Source organism: Mesorhizobium sp. M0340 (genome assembly GCF_040321535.1).
In the GTDB taxonomy this organism is placed as follows: domain Bacteria; phylum Pseudomonadota; class Alphaproteobacteria; order Rhizobiales; family Rhizobiaceae; genus Mesorhizobium.
The window spans coordinates 43,028-64,052 of record NZ_JAMYRR010000020.1; the positions used below are offsets into that span (position 1 = coordinate 43,028).

The 21,025-nt window shown below is 60.0% G+C and carries 18 protein-coding genes; 13 read left to right on the top strand and 5 right to left on the bottom strand.

Annotated features, from left to right (window positions below):
- Positions 1 to 56: 56 nt before the first annotated feature.
- The gene (locus NKI79_RS24705; protein ID WP_352479451.1) at positions 57 to 1,058 is read right to left on the bottom strand and encodes an SIS domain-containing protein; all 1,002 of its coding nucleotides are present in this window, start codon (positions 1,056 to 1,058) and stop codon (positions 57 to 59) included.
- Between the two features lie 99 nt (positions 1,059 to 1,157).
- Between NKI79_RS24705 and NKI79_RS24710 the strand changes: the two genes are divergently transcribed.
- The 4 genes from NKI79_RS24710 (at position 1,158) to NKI79_RS24725 (ending at position 5,791) form a co-directional block, all read left to right on the top strand.
- The gene (locus NKI79_RS24710) at positions 1,158 to 2,024 is read left to right on the top strand and encodes a PfkB family carbohydrate kinase (protein WP_352805240.1); all 867 of its coding nucleotides are present in this window, start codon (positions 1,158 to 1,160) and stop codon (positions 2,022 to 2,024) included.
- A gap of 147 nt (positions 2,025 to 2,171) precedes the next feature.
- The gene (locus tag NKI79_RS24715; protein WP_352479453.1) at positions 2,172 to 2,978 is read left to right on the top strand and encodes an ABC transporter substrate-binding protein; all 807 of its coding nucleotides are present in this window, start codon (positions 2,172 to 2,174) and stop codon (positions 2,976 to 2,978) included.
- A 77-nt stretch (positions 2,979 to 3,055) separates the two neighbouring features.
- On the top strand, positions 3,056 to 4,585 hold the full coding sequence (locus NKI79_RS24720) for an amino acid ABC transporter permease/ATP-binding protein (protein ID WP_352805242.1): 1,530 nt from the start codon (positions 3,056 to 3,058) through the stop codon (positions 4,583 to 4,585).
- 81 nt (positions 4,586 to 4,666) lie between these two features.
- Positions 4,667 to 5,791 (top strand): LacI family DNA-binding transcriptional regulator, encoded by a 1,125-nt coding sequence (locus NKI79_RS24725; RefSeq protein ID WP_352805245.1) that lies wholly within the window; start codon positions 4,667 to 4,669, stop codon positions 5,789 to 5,791.
- Positions 5,792 to 6,023: 232 nt separating this feature from the next.
- Here the strand turns inward: NKI79_RS24725 and NKI79_RS24730 are convergent, their stop codons facing one another.
- The gene (locus NKI79_RS24730; protein WP_352805248.1) at positions 6,024 to 7,100 is read right to left on the bottom strand and encodes an FAD-binding oxidoreductase; all 1,077 of its coding nucleotides are present in this window, start codon (positions 7,098 to 7,100) and stop codon (positions 6,024 to 6,026) included.
- 91 nt (positions 7,101 to 7,191) lie between these two features.
- Complete coding sequence (locus tag NKI79_RS24735) at positions 7,192 to 8,049, bottom strand: LysR family transcriptional regulator (protein WP_352647118.1); 858 nt, start codon at positions 8,047 to 8,049, stop codon at positions 7,192 to 7,194.
- Positions 8,050 to 8,182: 133 nt separating this feature from the next.
- Here NKI79_RS24735 and NKI79_RS24740 point away from each other — a divergent pair, with 133 nt between their 5' ends.
- From NKI79_RS24740 to NKI79_RS24770, 7 genes are all read left to right on the top strand, one after another.
- On the top strand, positions 8,183 to 9,265 hold the full coding sequence (locus tag NKI79_RS24740; protein ID WP_352647120.1) for an amidohydrolase family protein: 1,083 nt from the start codon (positions 8,183 to 8,185) through the stop codon (positions 9,263 to 9,265).
- Positions 9,266 to 9,276: 11 nt separating this feature from the next.
- The gene (locus NKI79_RS24745; protein ID WP_292653661.1) at positions 9,277 to 9,630 is read left to right on the top strand and encodes a Rieske (2Fe-2S) protein; all 354 of its coding nucleotides are present in this window, start codon (positions 9,277 to 9,279) and stop codon (positions 9,628 to 9,630) included.
- Positions 9,631 to 9,743: 113 nt separating this feature from the next.
- Complete coding sequence (locus NKI79_RS24750; protein ID WP_352805251.1) at positions 9,744 to 11,351, top strand: ABC transporter substrate-binding protein; 1,608 nt, start codon at positions 9,744 to 9,746, stop codon at positions 11,349 to 11,351.
- A gap of 100 nt (positions 11,352 to 11,451) precedes the next feature.
- Entirely contained in the window at positions 11,452 to 12,498 is a 1,047-nt protein-coding gene (locus tag NKI79_RS24755) for an ABC transporter permease (RefSeq protein ID WP_352507561.1), read from the top strand.
- Positions 12,495 to 13,379, top strand: a complete 885-nt coding sequence (locus NKI79_RS24760) for an ABC transporter permease (protein ID WP_352507562.1) — start codon at positions 12,495 to 12,497, stop codon at positions 13,377 to 13,379. Before NKI79_RS24755 ends, NKI79_RS24760 begins: the two co-directional genes overlap by 4 nt.
- A complete protein-coding gene (locus tag NKI79_RS24765) occupies positions 13,369 to 15,000 on the top strand; it encodes an ABC transporter ATP-binding protein (RefSeq protein WP_352805254.1) in 1,632 nt (543 codons plus the stop codon). The genes NKI79_RS24760 and NKI79_RS24765 overlap by 11 nt, the downstream gene beginning before the upstream one ends.
- A 186-nt stretch (positions 15,001 to 15,186) precedes the next feature.
- Positions 15,187 to 16,044, top strand: coding sequence for a protein-L-isoaspartate O-methyltransferase family protein (locus NKI79_RS24770; RefSeq protein WP_352805257.1), 858 nt, complete (start codon positions 15,187 to 15,189; stop codon positions 16,042 to 16,044).
- Positions 16,045 to 16,134: 90 nt separating this feature from the next.
- Here NKI79_RS24770 and ftsH read toward each other — a convergent pair whose 3' ends face one another.
- The gene (gene ftsH, locus NKI79_RS24775) at positions 16,135 to 18,066 is read right to left on the bottom strand and encodes an ATP-dependent zinc metalloprotease FtsH (RefSeq protein WP_352805258.1); all 1,932 of its coding nucleotides are present in this window, start codon (positions 18,064 to 18,066) and stop codon (positions 16,135 to 16,137) included.
- A gap of 117 nt (positions 18,067 to 18,183) precedes the next feature.
- Positions 18,184 to 18,966 carry a Crp/Fnr family transcriptional regulator gene (locus NKI79_RS24780; protein WP_352805260.1) on the bottom strand — a complete coding sequence of 261 codons (783 nt, stop codon included), beginning with the start codon at positions 18,964 to 18,966 and terminating at the stop codon, positions 18,184 to 18,186.
- Positions 18,967 to 19,182: 216 nt separating this feature from the next.
- Between NKI79_RS24780 and NKI79_RS24785 the strand changes: the two genes are divergently transcribed.
- The gene (locus tag NKI79_RS24785; protein ID WP_352805262.1) at positions 19,183 to 19,545 is read left to right on the top strand and encodes a circadian clock KaiB family protein; all 363 of its coding nucleotides are present in this window, start codon (positions 19,183 to 19,185) and stop codon (positions 19,543 to 19,545) included.
- The gene (gene kaiC / locus NKI79_RS24790; RefSeq protein ID WP_352805264.1) at positions 19,532 to 21,019 is read left to right on the top strand and encodes a circadian clock protein KaiC; all 1,488 of its coding nucleotides are present in this window, start codon (positions 19,532 to 19,534) and stop codon (positions 21,017 to 21,019) included. The genes NKI79_RS24785 and kaiC overlap by 14 nt, the downstream gene beginning before the upstream one ends.
- Positions 21,020 to 21,025 lie beyond the last annotated feature (6 nt).

Here is a 21,025-nt window from a genome sequence, read left to right on the forward strand (position 1 = left end):
CCTTCTTTGCAGAAGACGGGCTGGGGGTTGTTGGATCGCTGCAGAGTGCGGCGGAACTAGTAATCGGTGAGCTTCTTCATGTAGCGCCGGCCCTCAAGCATTGGCCGGCCGCGCAAACTGGCCAGCTCGTAGGCAAAACGCCATAGACTGTCGAAGAAGACCAAGGGCACGAGATAGGGTTTGATATGTTCGTACATACCGCTGAGGTCGAGTTCCGCTCCATCGAGCACCAGGATGTTTTCCCGGCTGCCGTACTTGAAAAGGAAATCGCGGGCGCGTTCGGAAAGGCTCCGCGTTTCGTCCAAACCCAGCAAGACCACGAAGCAAGCGTCCCGGTCCACCACCTCAAATGGGCCGTGAAAGAATTCGTTGGCGTGTATGGCTTGCGAGTCGTACCACTGCATCTCCATCAACACGCAGATGGCGTACGAATAAGCCGCACCATAGCTGGCACCGCCGGCCAGTGTGTAGATCGCTTTGCGCGGCGCGAAACGGGGTGCGAAGGCCTGAAACCGGGCGGCATAGGTCCGGTGCGCACGTTCGATCGCCGGCTGAAGATGGCTCAGGCTCATCAGCAGATCGGCGGTTAGCCCGGCATTTTCCCGAGCATCGATCAAGCCGGCGAGCAACATATAGAGCACGCCGTAATTGCTGCAGGCTGAATTGATTGCTTTGCCCGTCGTGTAGGAGGCCTGATAGGCGACTGCGTGGTCGACGGCGCGCGCGAGGGGCGACATCTGGTCGAGCGTCATACCGATTGTCGTTGCGCCTCGATTTCTTGCGTGATTTGCCGCTCGCACGGTCTCCTTGGTGGTTCCGGTCTGCGAGCAAAGGACAACGAGCGTGTCAGGCCCCAACCGTCGTGGGTCTCGGCAGACGAACTCATCCGCGTTGTAGATGTCGCAGGCGAATGTGCCGCTGTGACGGTCGACGAAGTATTTGCCTGCCATCATGATCGAGAGCGAGCCGCCGCACGCCACGAGGAATAGATGCGAAAACTGCCTCCCCGCCGTCGCGGTCAGGGCGCGTTCTACGTCGGCAGGCAGGGCGGAAATCATGAGCTTCCTCGTCTCGTTGACAAGCTTGGCCGGGGCACAATTGACAGGTAGTGCTGATTGTGCGAACGTTCTCATATCCTTTAAACTGAAAGTCATGCAATGGTCAAGATTGCCGCGATGGGCGATAACGTGGTCGATTGTTATCTTGCTCGCGGCGAGATGTTCCCCGGAGGAAACTGTCTCAATGTCTCGGTCTATGTCAGCCGCTTCGGCGGGCAGTCGGCCTATGTTGGAGCGATCGGCAAGGACCGGGCAGGGGACTTGATCCACGCCGCACTAGCGTCGGAGCGCGTGGACGTCACCCGATTGCGGCGCCTCGAAGGGCCGACCGCCTATTGCGTCATAGGTCACCGAAACGCCGATCGGATCTTCCTGGACTTCGACCTCGGCGTCTCGATGTTCACGCCGACGCAAGAAGATCTGCATTTTCTCTCGGGCTTTCAGGCCGTCCACATCGGCCAATCCAGCGGGTTAGACCCGTGGGTTGCCGCGGTATCGAGTAAATCCCTGTTATCTTACGATTTTTCTACACGGCGGGAGCCGGGACACCGGCGCGAGATTGGGCGCTATTGCTATCTGGCCTCCGTCTCGGGCGACGGTCTCAACGACGATAAATTGGCTGCAATCGTATCCGAACTGCTTGCATGTGGTTCAAAATGGGTTCTGGTGACTCGAGGTCGAGCTGGCGCGGTGCTTTACAGCGACACCGTCTCCTACAGCACCCCGGCGCGGCTGGTCGAACCCGTCGACACCTTGGGCGCGGGCGACACCTTCATCGCCAGAACGCTATTCGGCCTGCTCAGGGAAGAGGCGCCTCAGGACATCCTCGGTCATGCCGCGGAGGCAGCGGCCGCGACCTGCCGATACTACGGGGCGATTGGCCATGCGACAGCAATCGACATAGGGAAGATGACGCCGGAGATCCTCCGCGGAACTCTGCACGTGCAAGACGGAAAAACCGTTTAGGCGCGAAATTCTCCGGAACAATTGACGCGAGAAATGGACAATGCTAAAGGAAGTGATAACGTTCTCATTCATACTGAGCGCCGCCTAAGAGCGTTTTGATGGATAAGAGGAGAAGACATGCAAACGAGTTCGAGCAGGCGCCAACTGATGAAATCCGGTCTGGCGCTGACTATCGCGCTGGTGACAGGACTTGGCACGTTGGCCTCGTCAACACAGGCAAAAGCGGCCGACAACCCCTACAACCTCATCGACCCGGCGGTGATCAGCGTCGGAACCATGGGCGATGCGAAACCCTATGTCTTCACCGATGCCAACGGCAACTTCACCGGCTTCGATGCTGAACTCTTCCGCGACGTGGCGCGCCGGCTCGGGTTCAAGGAGGAGCAGGTCGTTTTCACCGGCCAGGAATTCTCGGCGCTACTTCCGTCTGTCGCCAACGGTCGCTTCGACGTCGCTGTCGCAGCCATTGGCACGACCGCGGAGCGCAAGAAGACCGTGGATTTTGGCGACGGCTATCTCGCCGGCTACCTGTCGATTATTTCGGCCGATCCGGCTCTGACGAGCAATGAGAGCACAGCGGGAAAGCGCATCGGCGTCATCCAGGGGACGCTGCAGGAGATCTATGCAGAGAAGAATCTCAAGGGCGACATCGTCAAATTCCCCGACAACAACACTGCGGTGGCGGCGCTGAACAACGGAACGATTGATGGCCATTTCACTGACTATGAGTCGGCCAAGCAGTATGTGGAGCGCTATAAGAACCTGAAGATAACAATGAACGTGCCGTCCTTCGATGCGCCCGCCGGCTTCGTCGTCAAGAAGGGCAACGACGCCTTCCGCGAGGCGCTGAATAAGGCGCTGCGAGAGGCCATGGACGACGGCACCTGGAAGCGGCTGCACGAAAAATGGTTCCCTGGCACCCCGATGCCGGATCAATATCTGCCCAAGAAGTAAATTCGCGCGACTTCGTTACAATTTTCCGGCCGGGCCCGTGAGCAACGGTGCCCGGCCGAGTTATAGATGGACTTGATATGAGCTGGTTCGATACCTTCTCGCGCAGCTTCCTAGATTTCCAGGCGATGGCAGAAGTTCTGCCAAACATGGTTATGGTGGGCCTCAAGAACACCCTGATCCTGGCCCTTGCCTCGACGTTTTTCGGGACGCTGATCGGTATCGTCCTCGCCGTCATGGGGATTTCCGAAAATCGGCCGCTCAAACTCCTTGCCCGAGTCTACACCGATATCTTCCGCGGGCTTCCCGCCATTGTCACGATCCTGATTATTGGCCAAGGCTTCGCGCGGTTGGGCCGAGATCTGTTCGGTCCATCGCCTTATCCGCTGGGCATTCTGGCACTCAGCCTGATTGCCGGCGCCTACATCGGAGAGATTTTTCGCGCCGGCATTCAGAGCGTCGAGCGTGGTCAGATCGACGCAACGCGCACTCTCGGTATGACGTACGGCCAAGGCATGCGCCTGGTGGTGATCCCGCAAGGCATCCGCCGCGTCCTGCCTGCACTGGTCAACCAGTTCATCGGTAACGTCAAGGACTCCAGCCTGGTCTATTTCCTTGGCCTTCTCGCCTCCGAACGCGAACTGTTCCGCGTCGGCCAGGACCAGGCCGTGCTGACCGGCAACTTGTCACCGCTCTTGCTGGCCGGCGTGTTCTATCTCGTGATCACGGTGCCGCTGACCCACCTCGTCAATTACATCGACGCGCGCATGCGCGTCGGCAAACGTATCACCGCTGTGCAGAGCGGCCTCAAGGAAGTCGCCGAGCTTGCCGAAGCCGTCGTGCCGGGCTCAGCGAAGTTGCCCGTAGCGGCGGCCACGCGCTTCAAGGGCGGCGGCATCGAGGTCAAGAATATCGACATGGCCTATGGCGCCGTCCAGGTGCTCCATGACGTCAGTCTGAAAGTGGAGCCCGGGACTGTCACCTGTCTCATCGGGCCGTCCGGCTCGGGCAAGTCGACCTTGCTGCGTTGCCTCAACCGCCTCGTAGAGTGTCGAGCCGGTGACATTCTACTCGATGGCGAAAGCATCTACAAACAGACCCCTGACCAACTCCGGCGGCGCGTCGGCATGGTTTTCCAGCAGTTCAATCTGTTCCCGGACCGCAGCGCGCTCGCCAACATCACCCTGGCGCTGCGCAAAGTTAAACGCATGTCGCGGGAGGAGGCTGAGGGCGCCGCCCTAGCCAGGCTGCATGAAGTCGGACTGCTGGAGCGCAAAGACCATCGGCCGGCCAATCTCTCGGGCGGGCAACAGCAGCGGGTGGCCATCGCGCGTGCGCTCGCCCTCGAACCCGAAATTATGCTGTTCGACGAAGTCACCAGCGCCCTCGATCCGGAATTGGTCAAAGGCGTCCTGAACTTGATGGCCGATCTCGGTCGGGGCGGGATGACGATGGTGGTCGTAACACACGAGATGAATTTCGCCCGCAAGGCCGCGAACCAGGTCGTATTCATGGACGAGGGCCGGATCGTCGAGGTAGGGCGACCTGAGGACCTTTTCGACAATCCGCAGAGCCCGCGTCTTCGGCGCTTTCTGTCGGAGGTGCTGTGATCTAAATGGTTTGTGCGCAACGGCGGGTGCTGCAGTGTTCGGCCTTGCGGGTGTGCCTAACTGGTCGGCGGGACTGGCTGAGTGACTCAAAGATCCAAGAACGCAACTATCATCGAAGTCGCTCGCCGGGCTGGAGTGAGCTCCGCCACGGCTGGGCGTGTTCTTGGTGGCTACGGCTACAGCAGCCCTGAGGTCCAGGAGAAGGTGCGCGCCGCAGCAGCTGCGCTGGGTTATCGCCCCAATCGCGTCGCCAAAGGTCTGATCACCGGTAAGACGCAGACTATCGGGGTGGTCGTGGGCGACATCGAAAGCCCATTCTATGCAAGCGTGCTGCGCGGAATAGGGGACGTCGCGCGCCGCGGCGGTTTCGGGGTTATCGTTACGAATAGTGACGAAAATGCCGAACTCGAGCGAGAGGCGGTGCAGCTGCTGCTGGAAAAGCAGGTAGACGGTTTGGTCGTTTCGTCGACCTTCGTGAACGAGCCGGATCATCTTCGTGAGGCAGTCGCAGCCCGCTGTCCCGTCGTGCAGTTCGACCGCATTGTGGCGGGCCTGGAAACCGATTCGGTCGTAGTCGACAACGTTTCTGTAACGCGAAACAGCGTCGCGGCGATGATCGCGGCCGGACACAGCCGCATTGGAATACTGGCGGAACTTGGGCCGGACCAACGCGATGATGTTGGCTCCTTTGTGGCAAACGCTGATCTCTCCAGCTCGGACGTTCGCTACCATCATCCAAGCTGGCAACGGTTGTTGGGTTATCTCGAAGCCCATCGCGCCGCGGGCATTTCGCCGGATCTGCAGTTGATCCGCCGTGTAGCGGTCTATTCCAGCGAGGCAGCCCGCAAGGAGGCACTCGATCTGCTGACAATGCGCAATGCGCCGTCCGCCCTGTTTACCGCCGACGGTGTGATGTCGACAGGCGTTCTGGAGGCGACATCCGCACTGAAGCTTGCGATTCCGGGAGACGTTTCGCTGCTTTGCTTCGACGATCTCGACTGGATGCAGTTCGTGGCCCAGGGTATCACAGCCATCGCACAGCCGGCGCATCTGGTCGGCGCGACGGCGGCCGAGCTTCTCTTGAAGAGGCTCGCAGGAGACACCGCATCTTTTGAACACCATGTCCTCGCGGCCCGCTTGGTGAACCGTAATTCGATTGCGGTTCATCTCAACCGCAAGGCCCCTGATCCGGCCGCGACGGTTTAGCTGGAGCGGAACTGCACCGCCTCTTTTGTCCAGGTCGATCCCATGCAACGGCTGAATGAGAGCTCGAACCTACTGCTGGGTAGGACTGTTGTTGCTTGTGATGCGCAGCGTGAGCTGCGCCAGAATCGGCGAGCGCATCCGGGTCGGAAATGCAAATCACTTGCAGTCGCAGCGCTACGGCTTGGTCATTGAACGCAAGGCTGCCCCGATTTGGTTCCGCGACGGGGTAGAATCAGAGATCAAGCAAAACGTCGCCTTGCGGGCGGCTGCAGCACGCCAGGACGTAGCCTGCCGATTTTTGTTCCAATGTCAGCCCGCCTAGGTCGTCCATGACGACTTCGCCGGACAGCTTGGCAATCCGGCACGTACCGCAAATCCCTTGCTGGCAAGCGGTGGGAACGTAGACCCCACATTGGCGCGCCGCTTCCAGCAAGGTCTCTCCGGGCGCGCAGTGATGCGCAATGCCGGAGAGGGCGAAGCGGACCGAAGACGAAATCTTTGGAGCCAACGCCGAGCGCGAAACGTTGCCGCCTCCGAAGCTCTCTTCATGATACTGGGAAGGAGCGAGGCCGATTGCGCCGAGGCAGCTGCGCGCCGCCTTCATGTAGGATTCCGGCCCACAGGCAAACACCGTGCGGCTGTGGAGATCGGGAACCAAGGTCAGGAGCATCTCACTATTCATTCGCCCGGTTGGACCCGTCCATGCCGGGTCTTCCTGACTGCAAATGCAAGTCACTTGAACATTGGGAAAGCGAGCGGCAAGTGCGTCCAGTTCTAGCCGAAAGATGATGTCGCCCGGCGTTCTCGCACTGTGAATGAAGCGGATATCCTGGTCGGCTGCGCGGTCGGTAAATGCGCGCAGCATCGACATGACGGGCGTTATCCCGCTGCCACCCGAAAGGAAAAGGGACTTTCCGTGCGGCAGATCGTCGAGATTGAACGAGCCGAGCGGCCCTTCGATCTCGATCCCATCGCCGGGCTTCAAATTGTCATGCAGCCAATTCGAAACGAGCCCGCCCGGCGTTCGTTTCACGGTAATCTGCAGGTCGAGCGGTCGCGTCGGCGGTGACGAAACAGAGTAGGAGCGCGTCACTGCGGCACCGTCGATCGTAAGGTGCACCAGAACATACTGGCCAGCGCTGAAGCAGAACATCCGATCTGAAACGGCTGTGAGAACGAATGTTTTCACATCGTGCGTTTCGTCGATCACGCGCCGGCAGAGCACAAGTTGCGGCGTGCTCTGGGCCCAATGCCGATGACGCTTCGTCGGGACGAAGCCGGAAGGCCCAAAGGCGGCGTGTGCGTTCATCATTCAACTCGGGTTTGAAGTCGAGCCAAGATGCCATTTCAAAACCCGCTGAACAGCCGCGCAATCCTACCTTTATGATCGGCAATTTCGATTAAACTTCCAGTGACATGACAGCCACCTGGAGAGCTCGGATGCCTTTGCGAATGATGGGTTCGTGTTTGCGGCGCGCAAGTATCGCGGTATGGACTGGCTGGTGCAGCGTCGGCGCTCCCTCGACGAGGAACGATGGGAGTTCAGCTGTGAACCTGCGCGCATCATCGCTGCGCATGTAGCAGGTGCCGCCCGTTCGCCGCAGCATGATCTCCGCAAGAGTTTCCGATCCCGTCGAAAGCCGGCAGATCGCCAGTTGGGCCAGCAGTTCTGCGTGCGTCTTTTCCAGCACGGCGGTGTAGCCCGGGCGAATGTAGGTTTCAGGGTCGACGTCGGACAGCGTTCTGGCAGCCGTCGAAACCATTACATATTCCTCCACCATCAGATGTTCGTAGGCGATCTCAGGCAGATAGCGAGGCGCATAAAGGACGGCGATATCCAGATTTCCCATGCTTAGGTCGCTGACCATCTGGTTCGAATAATCTGACTCGACATGGATCGAGGATTTTGGAAGCGCCTGGCACAATGTCTCGACCCATCCGGGCAGGACCGAGCGGGTCATGCCCACCTGTGCGGCGATGCGCAAGGTGCCCTCGAAGCGGTTGAACGCTCGTACGTCGTGTCGAGCTTGCGACCAGGTCGACAGCAAGGACCTGGCGTAGGCCTCGAACCGCCGCCCTGCGGCTGTCGGCTCAGCACCGGCGCGCCCGCGCTGAAAGAGCTCCGACCCGATCGCACTCTCCAGATTCTTGATGCGGGTGCTGATCGTCGACTGGGTCAGTCCCAACCGATCGGCGGTGCGGTTGAAGTTTCGCGACTCGATGATGTCGAGAAAGGTTTCGATGTGATCTAGCTGCACGCGACCTCCGATCGAAAAAGTCGATCATATTGCGCAGGATCATAAGCTTGATCAAACAATACTCAAGGCTGAAGCTGGACTCGGTGAAATCGGCCGGCAGATCGACCAGGCTGAAGCTACGGAGCTGAGCAACGTGTTCATAGTCGACTGCGATTGTCACAATTACTGGTCAAGCGCGACCGTGCTGGAGCCTTACCTTTCCGGCCTATGGAAGGACATGTTCGTTGAAGGCGAGAAGACAGGTCCCGTTGGCGCCTTCCCGCATGGCCATCGTCCCTGGTTTCATCCGCAGGACTTCTCCCGCAAGGACGTCCGTCCGAAGACGGAAGCCGACAACTATCTCATCATGAAGGAGAAGCACCTCGACAAGTACAAGGTCGATGTGGCGATCCTGACTGGCGATGAGCCGATCGAGGCTTCCACTCTCGCCAATCCCTATTATGCCAGCGCCCTCGTCAGCGCCTATAATGACTACCAGATCGACCAATGGCTGCCGAAGGACGACCGCTTCATGGGCTCGATCATCATCGCGCCACAGGATCCGAAGCTCGCGGCCGCCGAGATACGCCGCCTGGGCAATCATCCGCGCATGGTTCAGGTTCTTGCCTCGCAAGGCTCCGTCAAGCCCTATGGCGATCCGTTTTACCATCCGATCTACGAAGCATGCGCCGAGGTGGGGCTGCCCTTTGCCATACATCTGGGCGGCCATGGCGGCGTGAATTCGACTGCGATCGCTCCTGCGCCGACGACATTCTTCTGGGAGACCCATGCTATCCTGCACATGTCGGCAATTTCGCATGTCGCAAGCATGATTGCGCATGGCGTCTTCGAAAAATGGCCGGACCTCTACTTCGTGGTCATCGAATGCGGCGTCGCCTGGGTGCCGTCGGTGCTGTGGCGCCTGGACGCAGATTACAAAGCCCTACGAAAAGAGACGCCATGGCTGAAGATGCTGCCTTCCGAATATTGCCGGCGCAACATCCGCTTTTCCACACAGCCGCTGGAGCAGCCCGCAAATATTCAGCATCTCTGGTCCACTCTCGAAGCGATGGACGGTGAAAACACGCTGATGTTTGCCTCCGACTATCCGCATTGGGACTACGACGATGCCAACACGCTGCAAATCCCTCCTGCCTGGAAGAACAAGATCATGGGGCTGAACGCGCTGGAGGTCTACAAGCGCATCCCCCGCGCGCAAGCGGCGAATGCCGCCTGAGGAAGCACACGATGCCCGAGAAGACATACATCTGCAGAGTCGACGAGATCGAAACCGGATCTCCCTTCATCGCCAAGATCCGCAGCCTTTCGGTCGGCGTTTTTCGCATCGGAGATTCATTCCACGCGCTGCTGAATGTTTGTCCGCACCGTGGAGCTCCGCTTTGCGAGGGGCCGCAATGCGGAACAACTGCACCGGTCGAAGAGGCGCAATTCATCTATCACCGCGAAAACGAGATCGTGCGCTGCGCCTGGCATGGCTGGGAATTCGACATCAAATCAGGCGCGGCCCTGGTCGATCCGTCCGTTCGCGCGCGCACATTTCCAGTCACTGTCGAGGCGGGCAGCATCTATGTGACGGCCTGATTGAGGTGCGGATTTCAGCAGTCAGAAGAAAGGGTGATCGCAGCTAACAAGCAGATTTCTACACAGGGTGCGTGACGAACAATAACGCGGAAAATCCGCAATGGGAGAGTCAAATGTCAGAATCTGAATACAAGCTTGGTATCGCTCAAAGCCTGATTGGTCGCGGCAAGATTTCCCGTCGCGACTTCATTCATCTTGGGCTGGCCGCTGGGCTGACGCTCACCGCTGCGGACAAGCTCTTCGTCAGCACGGCTCGGGCCGAACCGCTGCAGGGCGGCTTCGCCAAGCTGGGCATGGCACATGGCGCAACGACAGATTCGATCGATCCAGCCGGCTACCTGGATACGTTCACACAGACCGCGTTCTCGGGCTCGATGTCCAACAGCCTCACCGAGGTCGACGCGAAAGGCAACGTCCAACCGGACCTTGCCGAGAGCTTTGAATCGTCGGACGGGGCCAAAACCTGGGTCTTCAAGCTACGCAAGGGCGCAACCTTCCACAATGGCAAGAATGTCACGGCGGACGACGTCGTGGCTTCGCTGCGCTATCATATGGGCGACGAAACCAAGTCGGCGGCGAAGCCACTGCTTGAGCCTGTGGCGAGCATCAAGGCGGATGGCCCGGAGACGGTTGTCTTCACGTTGAAGAGCGGCAACGCCGATTTCCCCTACATCATGAGTGACTACCATCTGGTCATCATGCCGTCCAAAGACGGCAAGGCGGATTGGGGATCGGGCGTTCGCACCGGAGCTTTCGTGCTCGAGAATTTCCAGCCCGGCGTTTCGGCCAAACTCAAGCGCAATCCGAACTATTTCAAGAACGGCAAACCCTACCTCGATGAGGTGGAGTTCATCGCCATCACCGATCTCGCCGCCCGCATGGCCGCGCTATCGACAGGGGAGGTGGACTATATTGGCCGCGCCGACCTCAAGACACTCGGCATGCTGAAACGCAACCCCAAGGTGGAGATCGTCGAGGTCACCGGCTATGGGCACTATACCTTACCGATGAATGTCACGATGGCGCCGTTCGACAATCCGGACGTCCGAATGGCTTTGAAATGGGCGATCGACCGTCAGGAGATCGTCGACAAAATCTTTCTCGGTCACGCCACCGTGGCCAACGACAACCCGATCGCGCCGGCGATCAAATTCGCCACCAATCCGCAGCCGCAGCACAGTTTCGATCCGGAAAAAGCCAAGCATTACCTGAAAAAGGCAGGAATGGAAAAACTGAAGGTGGACCTCTCGGTCGCCGATGCCGCTTTTGCAGGCGCGGTGGATGCGGCTGCGCTCATCCGCGAGACGGCAGCCCAGTGCGGCATCGACGTAAACGTCGTACGTGAGGCCGAGGACGCCTACTGGGACAACGTCTGGCTCAAGAAACCTTGGTGCGCTTCGTATTGGAGCGGTCGCGCGACAGCCGACTGGATGTTCACGCAAGCCTTTGCCGCAGACTCCAGCTGGAACGAGTCGTTCTGGAAGAATCCCCGCTTCAACGAGTTGCTTGTCCAGGCGCGCGCCGAAACGGACGAGGCCAAGCGGGCGGCAATGTATGCCGAGATGCAGCAACTGACCCATGATGATGGCGGCAGCATCGTGCTGGTCTTCAATAATTTCGTCAGCGCCAAATCCAACAAGCTCGCACATGGCGAAGTGGCGCCGAACTGGGAGAATGATGGATTGAAGATGGCCGAACGCTGGTGGATCGCCACTGCGTGAGATTGCGGGCTGGACCCGCGATGGCTATTGGGCTCCGGCTTGCAGCCGCGGGCCCTGCCTGGTGTGGCAGGGCAGCGACGGCAACGGGAAACGCGTGCAAATGAACCCCGTCGCAAGAACGGTCCTGCAACGCCTTGGCCTCGGCCTGGTCACGCTGTTCATCGTGTCCATCATTATCTTCTCTGCGATTGCAATGCTGCCGGGCGATTTCGCCAAGGCGATGCTCGGCCAATCCGCGACACCCGAAACGGTCGCCGCCTTCCAGCGAGAAATCGGCATCGACCGTCCGCCTGTCGAGCGCTACTTCGTCTGGGTCGGGCAAATGCTCCACGGTGATTTCGGCTCTTCATTCGCCAGTCGCACCGGGTACCGGCGTACCGTCGCCGAGATCATCGCGCCACGCCTCTACAATACGATGTTCCTTGCATCGATGACCGCGCTGATTGCAGTTCCGCTAGCCCTGGGACTGGGCATCCTCGCTGCGCTCTACCGCAATGGCTGGTTCGACCGGCTGGTGAACGCAGTGACGCTGACAACGATTTCGTTCCCGGAGTTTTTCGTCGCCTATATGCTTGCCTATCTCGTCATCTCGCGCGACACGTTCATCGGATCCGAGTTCGCACAATCACTGCCACACTGGCTTGCGGTCTCATTGAACTGGATACTCAATGCAGTTCCCAAGTTCCCGACATTGTCGAATGTGAACGACCAGACGCCGTTTTGGGAGCATGTTTGGAGAGTAGCCTTGCCGGCGATCACGCTTACGCTCGTCATCGTCGCCCATATGATGCGCATGACACGAGCGGCGATCATCAACATGCTGGCAAGCCCCTATATCGACATGGCGCGTCTCAAGGGAATGTCGCCCATGACAATCGTACTCAGGCATGCGTTGCCCAACGCATGGGCTCCGATCGTCACTGTGGTGGCGTTCAATCTGGCTTATCTCGTCGTCGGAGTGGTCGTGGTCGAAGTGGTGTTCGTCTATCCCGGCATTGGTCAGCTGATGGTTGATGCGGTCAAATCCAGGGATGTTCCGGTTGTCCAGGCCTGCGCCCTGATTTTCGCGGCGACCTATATCCTCCTCAATCTAACAGCCGACATCATTTCCATCGCCACCAATCCCAGGCTCCTGCATCCACGATGACCAGCTACGAACCCATCGCTCAGGTTCACAGGCTGAGGCGCTCGCGCGTCACCCGGGCCAAAACGGCGCTGAAGAAGGCACCCTTCAGTGCCTGGTTCGGCATCCTCGTGATCATCGGCTATGTCATCGTTGCGATCTTCGCGCACTGGATCGCCCCATATGGCGAAACGCAGGTCTTCAGCGAAGCCTTCGCGCCGTGGAGCCAGCAGTTCAAATTGGGAACCGACCAGCTCGGCCGCGATATGCTCACACGCTTGATTTATGGTGCGCGCAACACCATCGGTATCGCCGTCGCGACGACACTGTTGTCCTTCGCAGTCGGCGTCTCGCTAGGCCTTCTAGCCGCATTGTACAGAGGATGGCTCGACCAGATACTGTCGCGTGCGGTGGACGTGTTGATGTCGATCCCAAGCCTGATCTTCGCCCTGGTGCTGCTTTCGATCTTCGGCTCGTCGATCACCAGCCTGATAATCATCATTGCGCTGCTCGATTCCACCCGTGTCTTTCGGCTCGCACGCGCTGTCGGGCTTAACGTGGCAGTAATGGAATACGTCGAAGTGGCGCGATTGCGCGGCGAAGGCCCGAAATGGATCATCGCCAAGGAAATCCTTCCCAACGTGATGCCCCCGCTGGTCGCGGAATTCGGCTTGCGATTTTGCTTCGTATTCCTCACGATCGCGGCACTGTCCTTCCTGGGCGTCGGTATTCAGCCACCGACCGCCGATTGGGGATCGATGGTGCGCGAGAATGCGACCCTGATCACCTACGGCGATGTCACGCCGCTGCTGCCGGCCGGCGCGATTGCCCTCCTCACTGTCTCCGTGAATTTCGTCGTCGACTGGTTCCTCCACGCAACAAGTGGGTTGCGGGATGAAAAATAGCGCCCCCGGATTGCGCGAAAAAGGCAAGGATCTGCTTCAGATCCGCAATTTGCATGTGGAGGGTTTCTCGGATGAGCGGTGGCACCCCATTGTCCGCGGGGTCGATCTGGCGCTGAAGCGGGGGGAGGTTCTTGGCCTGATCGGCGAGTCAGGTGCCGGAAAATCCACCATCGGCCTCGCCGCGATGGGCTACGCCAAGCCGGGCTGCCGGATCACAAAGGGCTCGATCCTGTTCGACGGTATCGATCTTCTGGCAATCAGCGAAACAGGACGTCGCCGCCTCCGAGGCTCGCGCATCGCCTATGTCGCGCAAAGCGCCGCGGCCTCTTTCAATCCAGCCCACCGACTCCTCGATCAGACTGTCGAAACTGTGGTGGCTCATGGGATTGCCAGCCGAGAAAAAGCGAACCGGAGTGCGGTCGATCTCTATCGCCGTCTTCAGCTTCCAGATCCGGAGACCATCGGCTTTCGCTATCCTCATCAGGTTTCCGGCGGACAGTTGCAACGGGCAATGACCGCGATGGCAATGGCTTGCCATCCGGACCTCATCGTCTTCGACGAACCAACGACAGCGCTCGATGTGACGACACAGGTCGAAGTTCTCGCCTCCATTCGCAATATCGTGGAGGAATTCAACACCGCTGCAATCTATGTGACGCATGACCTGGCGGTGGTGGCGCAAATGGCGGACCGCATCATGGTTTTGCGCCATGGACTTACCGTGGAGGAGGCAGAAACGCGCCAGATGCTCGCCTCGCCCAGCCAGGAGTATACCAGAACGCTCTGGGCCGTGCGCAAGCTCGCAAAGCCCGAAGTTCCGGCCGATGACTATCTGCTCACGATAGACAACGTCACGGCGGCCTACGGCCAAGCGGTCAAGGTGCTCCAGGATGTCTCCATCAAAGTTCCACGTGGAAGAACAGTGGCCGTGGTCGGCGAATCCGGTTCCGGGAAATCGACGCTCGCCCGCGTCGTTACCGGCCTGCTGCCACCGCTTTCGGGGTCGATTTCCTTTGCCGGCCAGACCCTTTCCAAGACCCTGAAGACGCGCCCAAAAGAGATCCTGCGCCGCATACAGATGATTTATCAAATGCCCGACAACGCACTAAATCCGCGCCAGACGGTCGAAGAAGTCATAGCACGGCCGCTTGAGTTCTATCTTGGCCTCCAGGGTGCGCAGAGGGACCGGCGGATCGACGAACTCATGCACATGGTCGAGATGAGCGAAACTTACCTTGACCGTCTGCCGGCCGAACTATCGGGGGGTCAGAAGCAGCGCGTTTGCATCGCTCGGGCCTTGGCCGCCGACCCGGAACTCATTATCTGCGACGAAATCACGTCCGCGCTCGACCAGATTGTGCAAGAGGAAATCCTGAAGCTGTTAATGCGGCTTCAGCGCGACTTCGGCATGAGCTACATTTTCATCACCCATGACATTGCCACCGTGCGGGCCATCGCCGACGAAATTGTGGTCATGCACCAGGGTAAAGTCGTTGAGCAGGGATTAAAGAGCGAAATTCTCACGCCGCCGCATGCCCCCTATACCGAACGGCTTTTGTCCTCCGTGCCGGAAATGGATCCGGACTGGCTCACAAGGCTGCTCGCCACCCGGAGGATGTGATCGTCGGGCAGAATGTTCTTCCATATCGCCACGATTTACAGCTGCGCGGTGGGCCCTTGGCGAAGCAGCGCTCGATCGCAAACGGACAGCGCCCATCGCCCATCAATACAAGGATAGCGGCCCTTTGCCGTCACTCGGTTTTCTGAGAGCATGATGGACTACGTGTGATCCGGGAGCCGAGATTCCATGCCAACAAGAATCGATGCTGGTGAAGCGCGCCGGTGGTTTGCCGAAGACCTGCGTGTCTCGTCCCCAGTCTTGCACAACACTGCTGTCATCGAGGCCTTCGCAAAAGTTCCGCGCGAACACTACCTTGGCAACGGGCCATGGCGTATCCATTCGAGATTGCAGATCGGGGCGGTCCATACCAGCCCTTCAGCCGCACTTCATGAGATTTACCACGACGTTCTGGTCTCACTTGACGAAAAGTGCGGACTAAACAGCGGTTTGCCGTCGCTTTGGGCCTTGGTTTTTGACCATATGAACATCGCTCCCGGCCAGACCGTCCTTCAGGTAGGCGCCGGTGTCGGCTATTTCACCGCCATCCTCGCTGAACTGACGGGTTCTGAAGGACGCGTGATTGCCTATGAGATCGACGAAGAACTCGCCCGGCGCGCGCAAAGCAATCTTGCTCATTATGCCCATGTCGACGTGATTTTCGGTGATGCAACGCAGGCAGTTGATCTGCCAGACCTCGATGTCGTTGTCGCCTTTGCCGGAGTGACGCACGTGCCGGAACGGTGGCTTTCAAATTTGTCCGACGCTGGCCGGATGGCGCTGCCGTTCACGGGCGAAGATCAACGAGGCTTCATGATGCTTCTGGAAAGGGCTGGCGATACCTTTCCCGTACGGCCACTTGTGCCATGCGGGTTTTACCCCTGCAGCGGAGCCAGGCGCAGTGACGAAGAAAAGGCCTTGAAGGCTGCCCTCAAGGGGGCCCGAGGCAAAGTCACCGGTCTCGCGCAATATCATCGAGGCCGACCAGCAAACGGCATCGAGAACGCTTGGCTGGTGACTGAGACGTACTGGATTTCGAAGGCCTAGAGATCGACATCAATGTCGGGTGACGCCGTCGTGGCGTGCGGCACGGCTTTCCAAGGGCGATCCATCCGTCGGGAGCAGTCCTGGGCATTGTCATTGCGTCCGAAATTTCCCCGGTCCGCGCGTGGGGATTGCAGCCGCGGTCCTGGCCGGCTGCAGCACAGGCTTCCTCTTGTCCGACGACTGACCAGACCCATCCCGTGCAACACGATCCGCCGAGACGTCTCCGACCAGCGACGCAAGTTCAGTCTCGTCGAGCGTCTCGGTCTCGAGCAGCCTGCGTGCCGCCCTTTCCAGCACGTCGCGCCGCGCGGTGAGCAGGTCGACGGTTCGTTCGAATGCGGCCGCCACAATGTCGCGTACTTCCGCGTCGATGGCATCGGCGGCGGCTTCGCCGTAATCGTGCTCGCGCGGTCCGCCGGCGAGCGGGTTGGGGCTCAGGAAGGAGCGTGGGTCTTTTTCCAGCGCCACGTGCCCGAGTTTTGCCGACATGCCGTAACGCGTCACCATGGCGCGCGCTATGTCGGTTACCTTGGCGAGATCATCGGCGGCTCCGGTAGACAGATGGCCGAATACGATCCATTCGGCCGCCCTGCCGCCAAGCAGCACCGCCATCTTGTTGTCCAGCTCCTCGCGTGTCATCAGGAAGCGGTCCTCGGTCGGACGCTGGATAGTGTAGCCGAGCGCGCCGACGCCGCGCGGTATGATCGACACCTTGTGCACCGGGTCGACGCCAGGCAGCGCCATGGCTACCAGCGCATGACCCATTTCATGATAGGCGACGATCTCGCGCTCCTTCGGATTCAGGAGCCGGTTGCGCTTCTCCAGTCCCGCGACGATGCGCTCCACCGCATTGTTGAAATCGACCATCGTTACCGCATCCGCCTTGCGGCGCGTGGCGAGCAACGTCGCCTCGTTCACAAGATTGGCCAGGTCAGCGCCGGTGAAACCGGGCGTCAGCGCGGCCACTTTTTCCGCATCGACGTCCGTCGCCAGCTTGGCCTTGCTCATGTGGACCTCCAGGATCTTGATGCGGCCTTGCTTGTCGGGCCGGTCGACCAATACCTGGCGGTCGAATCGGCCGGCGCGCAGAAGGGCCGGGTCAAGGATTTCAGGACGGTTCGTTGCGGCCAGCAGCACGACGCCGATCTGTGGGTCGAAACCGTCGAGTTCGACCAGAAGCTGGTTGAGCGTCTGCTCCTTTTCGTCATGCCCGCCGACCATAGTCCCGCGGGCGCGGCCAAGAGCGTCGAGTTCGTCGATGAATATGATGGCGGGAGCCTTGGACCGCGCCTGCTCGAAAAGATCGCGCACACGCGCGGCCCCGACCCCCACGAACATCTCGACGAATTCCGAACCGGAGATCGAAAAGAACGGAACCTTGGCTTCGCCCGCGACGGCCTTGGCAAGCAGGGTTTTGCCCGTGCCCGGCGGCCCGACCAGCAGCACGCCCTTTGGCATGCGTCCTCCGAGGCGGCCGTATTCGCCCGGGTTCTTGAGAAAATCCACGATCTCCTGCAGTTCGGCCTTGGCCTCGTCGACCCCCGCCACATCGTCGAAGGTCACGCCCGTATTGGCTTCGACATAGATTCTGGCCTTGCTCCTGCCAATTTGCATCAAACCCCCGACGCCGCCGTCCATGCGCCTTAGAAGCAGCATCCACAGGCCAAAGAAGACGACCACCGGCACAACCCAGGAAAGCAGGTCGCTCAGGAAGGTGCTTTCGACCTGGCCAGTCACAGTGACGCCGTGTTCCTGCAGGTCACGGGCGAGGTTCGGCTCGACGCGTGTGGTGATAAACAGCGGCCTGCCGTCTTGCGGCTCCTTGAAGCGGCCCTGGATGAATCGGTCCGAAACCTGCACCTCGGCGATTTTGCCGGCGTTCAGCAGGGTCTCGAACTGGCTGTACGGTATCTGGGCGACGTGTTGCGTCGTGGCATAGATATACTGGACGACCATCACGCCCACGAATGCCGCGATCCAATACCAGATATTGAACTGGGTCTTTCTGTTGCTCATGTCCATGGCGGCCTCCACAGGGAAACGGATATAGGTCGCCCAGCCCGCGCGGCATCGGTGTAGGCCAGATCCGGCGCAAAAAAGTGGGACGCCCCAGACCGGCCGGTGACGACAATGGGTCTGTCATTGTCCTTTCCTGTGCGGCATGCCCGGCGCGCCTGTCTTGCCGTTTTCCTCCGCCGGATAGACCCCCTTCAAGACGTCGTTGAAATGATGGCTGACGGCCGCATTGCACTCGCAGGCATGCGAGCGCAGCCCTTCTGGACTGCGTACCGCAAGCCGGGAGCGCCGGGTTTCGATGACGCCGCGCTGCCTCAGGTCTCGAATGACCCGGCTCAGATAGGAGCGGCCGACCCCCAGCATCGTTGCAAGCTGTTCCTGCGTCACCGCCAGGTTTTCGGCGCCCGTCCGTTCTGTCGCGGCCAACAGCCATCTTGCCGTGCGCTGTTCGATCGAATGCGCTGCGCTGCAGGCGACGGATTGGAATACCTGCGCCATCAGGCAATCGGCGTAGCGGGCAAACAGGTGACGCAATGTCAAGGACCGCAATTTGGCTTCTTCGAGATGGTGCAGGTCGATCCTGAAGAATGAACCGCCGAGTTGAACTTCGGCCCGTGCATACGCCGGAAGTCTCCCTTGACTGACGATGCCGCCGACCGCTCCTTCACGTCCGATGAGCGCAGTCTCGATCGCTCGCCCGTCGCTCAGCACGACGCGGTAGGAGACCAGGGCCGATCCGCGAGGGAAGTAGGCGTAACGGACTGCATCGCCTGGCTCGTGCAGCAAGGTCCCGGCGGGCGCCGACCATTGTTCGAGCCTCCGTTCCAGGATCTCCCAGTCGTCGGCTCTGAGGGCCCGAAGCAGGTTGTTTCCGATCGGGTCTGGTTGTTTTCGAGGGTTCTCCATCGCGCTCCTCCTTCCGAATGGCGGCGTTTACAACGGACGGCGCGGAGAAATGTTCACAAGTGCGCAGACGAGGCGGGCGCGGCTATCTACACATTGCACAGGGGCGCTGATCCAGGCCTCACCGAGCGCGAGCCGTGGTGCATCGGCTTCCAGGCAGACCGACGGCTGCTGAGGGAAGAAAAATGCCGGCGACTGGATTCCGCGGCGTGGCGCCTCGTGCACGCCAAAAACTGCAACTCCCTGCAGCAAGGCGTGAACATGAGCGTCAGTGACCGGTCCAATCCAGGGGCCAACGGCCTGCTTCGACTCTATGTCGCCGGCGATGGGCCGGGCGCCCGCCGGGCGCTGGAAAGCCGTCTGAGGATAGTGGAGGAGTTGGCCGGCGGTATCGAAATCCAGGTCGTCGACGTCCTCGCGCATCCTGAAGAGGCGGAAAGGGCCGGCATTCTGGCGACGCCGACGCTCTCGGATGAGTCAACCACTCCTCCGCGCCGGCTGATTGGCGACATCAGCAACATCGCTCAGGTTCTCGACTATTTCGGTTATCGCAAGAAGGACAGTGGCTATGACCACAGCTGAAGAGATCCTCATCGATCCTGTGCTCGAACGCGTCAGGACCGGTATCGAGGCATTCGACGATCTTGTGATGGGCGGCCTGCCGCGCGGGCGCACCACCATCGTCGGAGGCACGCCGGGCAGTGGCAAGACTGTGTTTGCGACGCAGTTTCTGGCCCACGGCATCACCGTGCTCGACGAGCCCGGCGTCTTCGTCACGTTCGAGGAATCGCCGGTCGAGATCGAGGTCAACATGGCCAGCTTCGGCTGGGACATCCGCCGTTGGCGCGAGATGAACAAGCTGGTCTTCGTCGACGCCAGCCCGCGTGACCACGACCAGATGATTATCGGCAATTTCGATTTGTCAGGTTTGCTGACGCGTGTCCTGCACGCTGCGCGACAGGCCGCAGCGAAGCGCATCGTGCTGGATTCCGTCACGCAGCTGTTCGACCACTTCGTGGCGGAGCAGACATCGGTGCGTCGGGAGCTCCTTCGCATCGCGACGGCGCTAAAGAGGGATGGTTTGACGGTGCTGATGACCGCCGAACGCAACAGCGAGTATGGCGAGATCTCCCGCCACCGGATCGAGGAGTTCGTTGCCGACAACGTGGTAATCCTGCGCAACGCACTCGACCGCGAGCGGCGCAGGCGCACGATCGAAGTTCTCAAGATGCGGGGCAGCCGCCACGTCGAGGGCGAGGTGCCGATCACGCTTGTGGTGAAGCAAGGCATAGTGGCAGTGCCACTGTCTTCATTGCGGCTCGAGCAGCAATCCAGCACCAAGCGGGTAACGAGCGGCAATCCGGAACTCGACAGGATGTGTGGCGGTGGATTCTTCCGCGACAGCGTCACCCTCGTCAGCGGTGCGACGGGCACCGGAAAGACGCTGCTGGTGACAAACTTTCTGGCAGGCGGCGCAGCGGCTGGCGAACGTGCCTTGCTGGTCGGCTACGAAGAGAGCCGCGGCCAGCTGTTCCGCAATGCGCGCGGCTGGGGCGTCGATTTCGAGGCCATGGAGGCGGATGGCCGGCTTAAGGTCGTTTGCATTTACCCGGAAGCGCAGAACTTGCCGGACCACCTGTTGATGATCCGCGAGCTCGTTGAGGAGTTCAACCCTGACCGGATCGCTATCGACAGCCTGTCGGCATTGGAACGGATCGCACCAGAGACCGGTTTCCGTGAATTCCTGATCAGCCTCACTTCCTTCATCAAGAAACACGAGATCGCTGGCCTTTGCACGGCCACCAACAAATCGCTCGTCGGCGGCCAGAGTGCCAGCGAACAGCATATTTCAACCCTCACGGACTCGATCATCCTGTTGCGGTACATCCAGGAAGGGGATTTCATGCATCGGGGGATCATGGTGCTGAAAATGCGCGGCAGCGAGCATGACAAGCAGATTCGGCGCTTCACAATCGACGGCGCCGGCATGCATCTCGGTCAGCCCTTCGACGGCGCACCGGACGTGTTCGGCGACTCCGCCGCGTCCTCGGCGTGAGGAGCG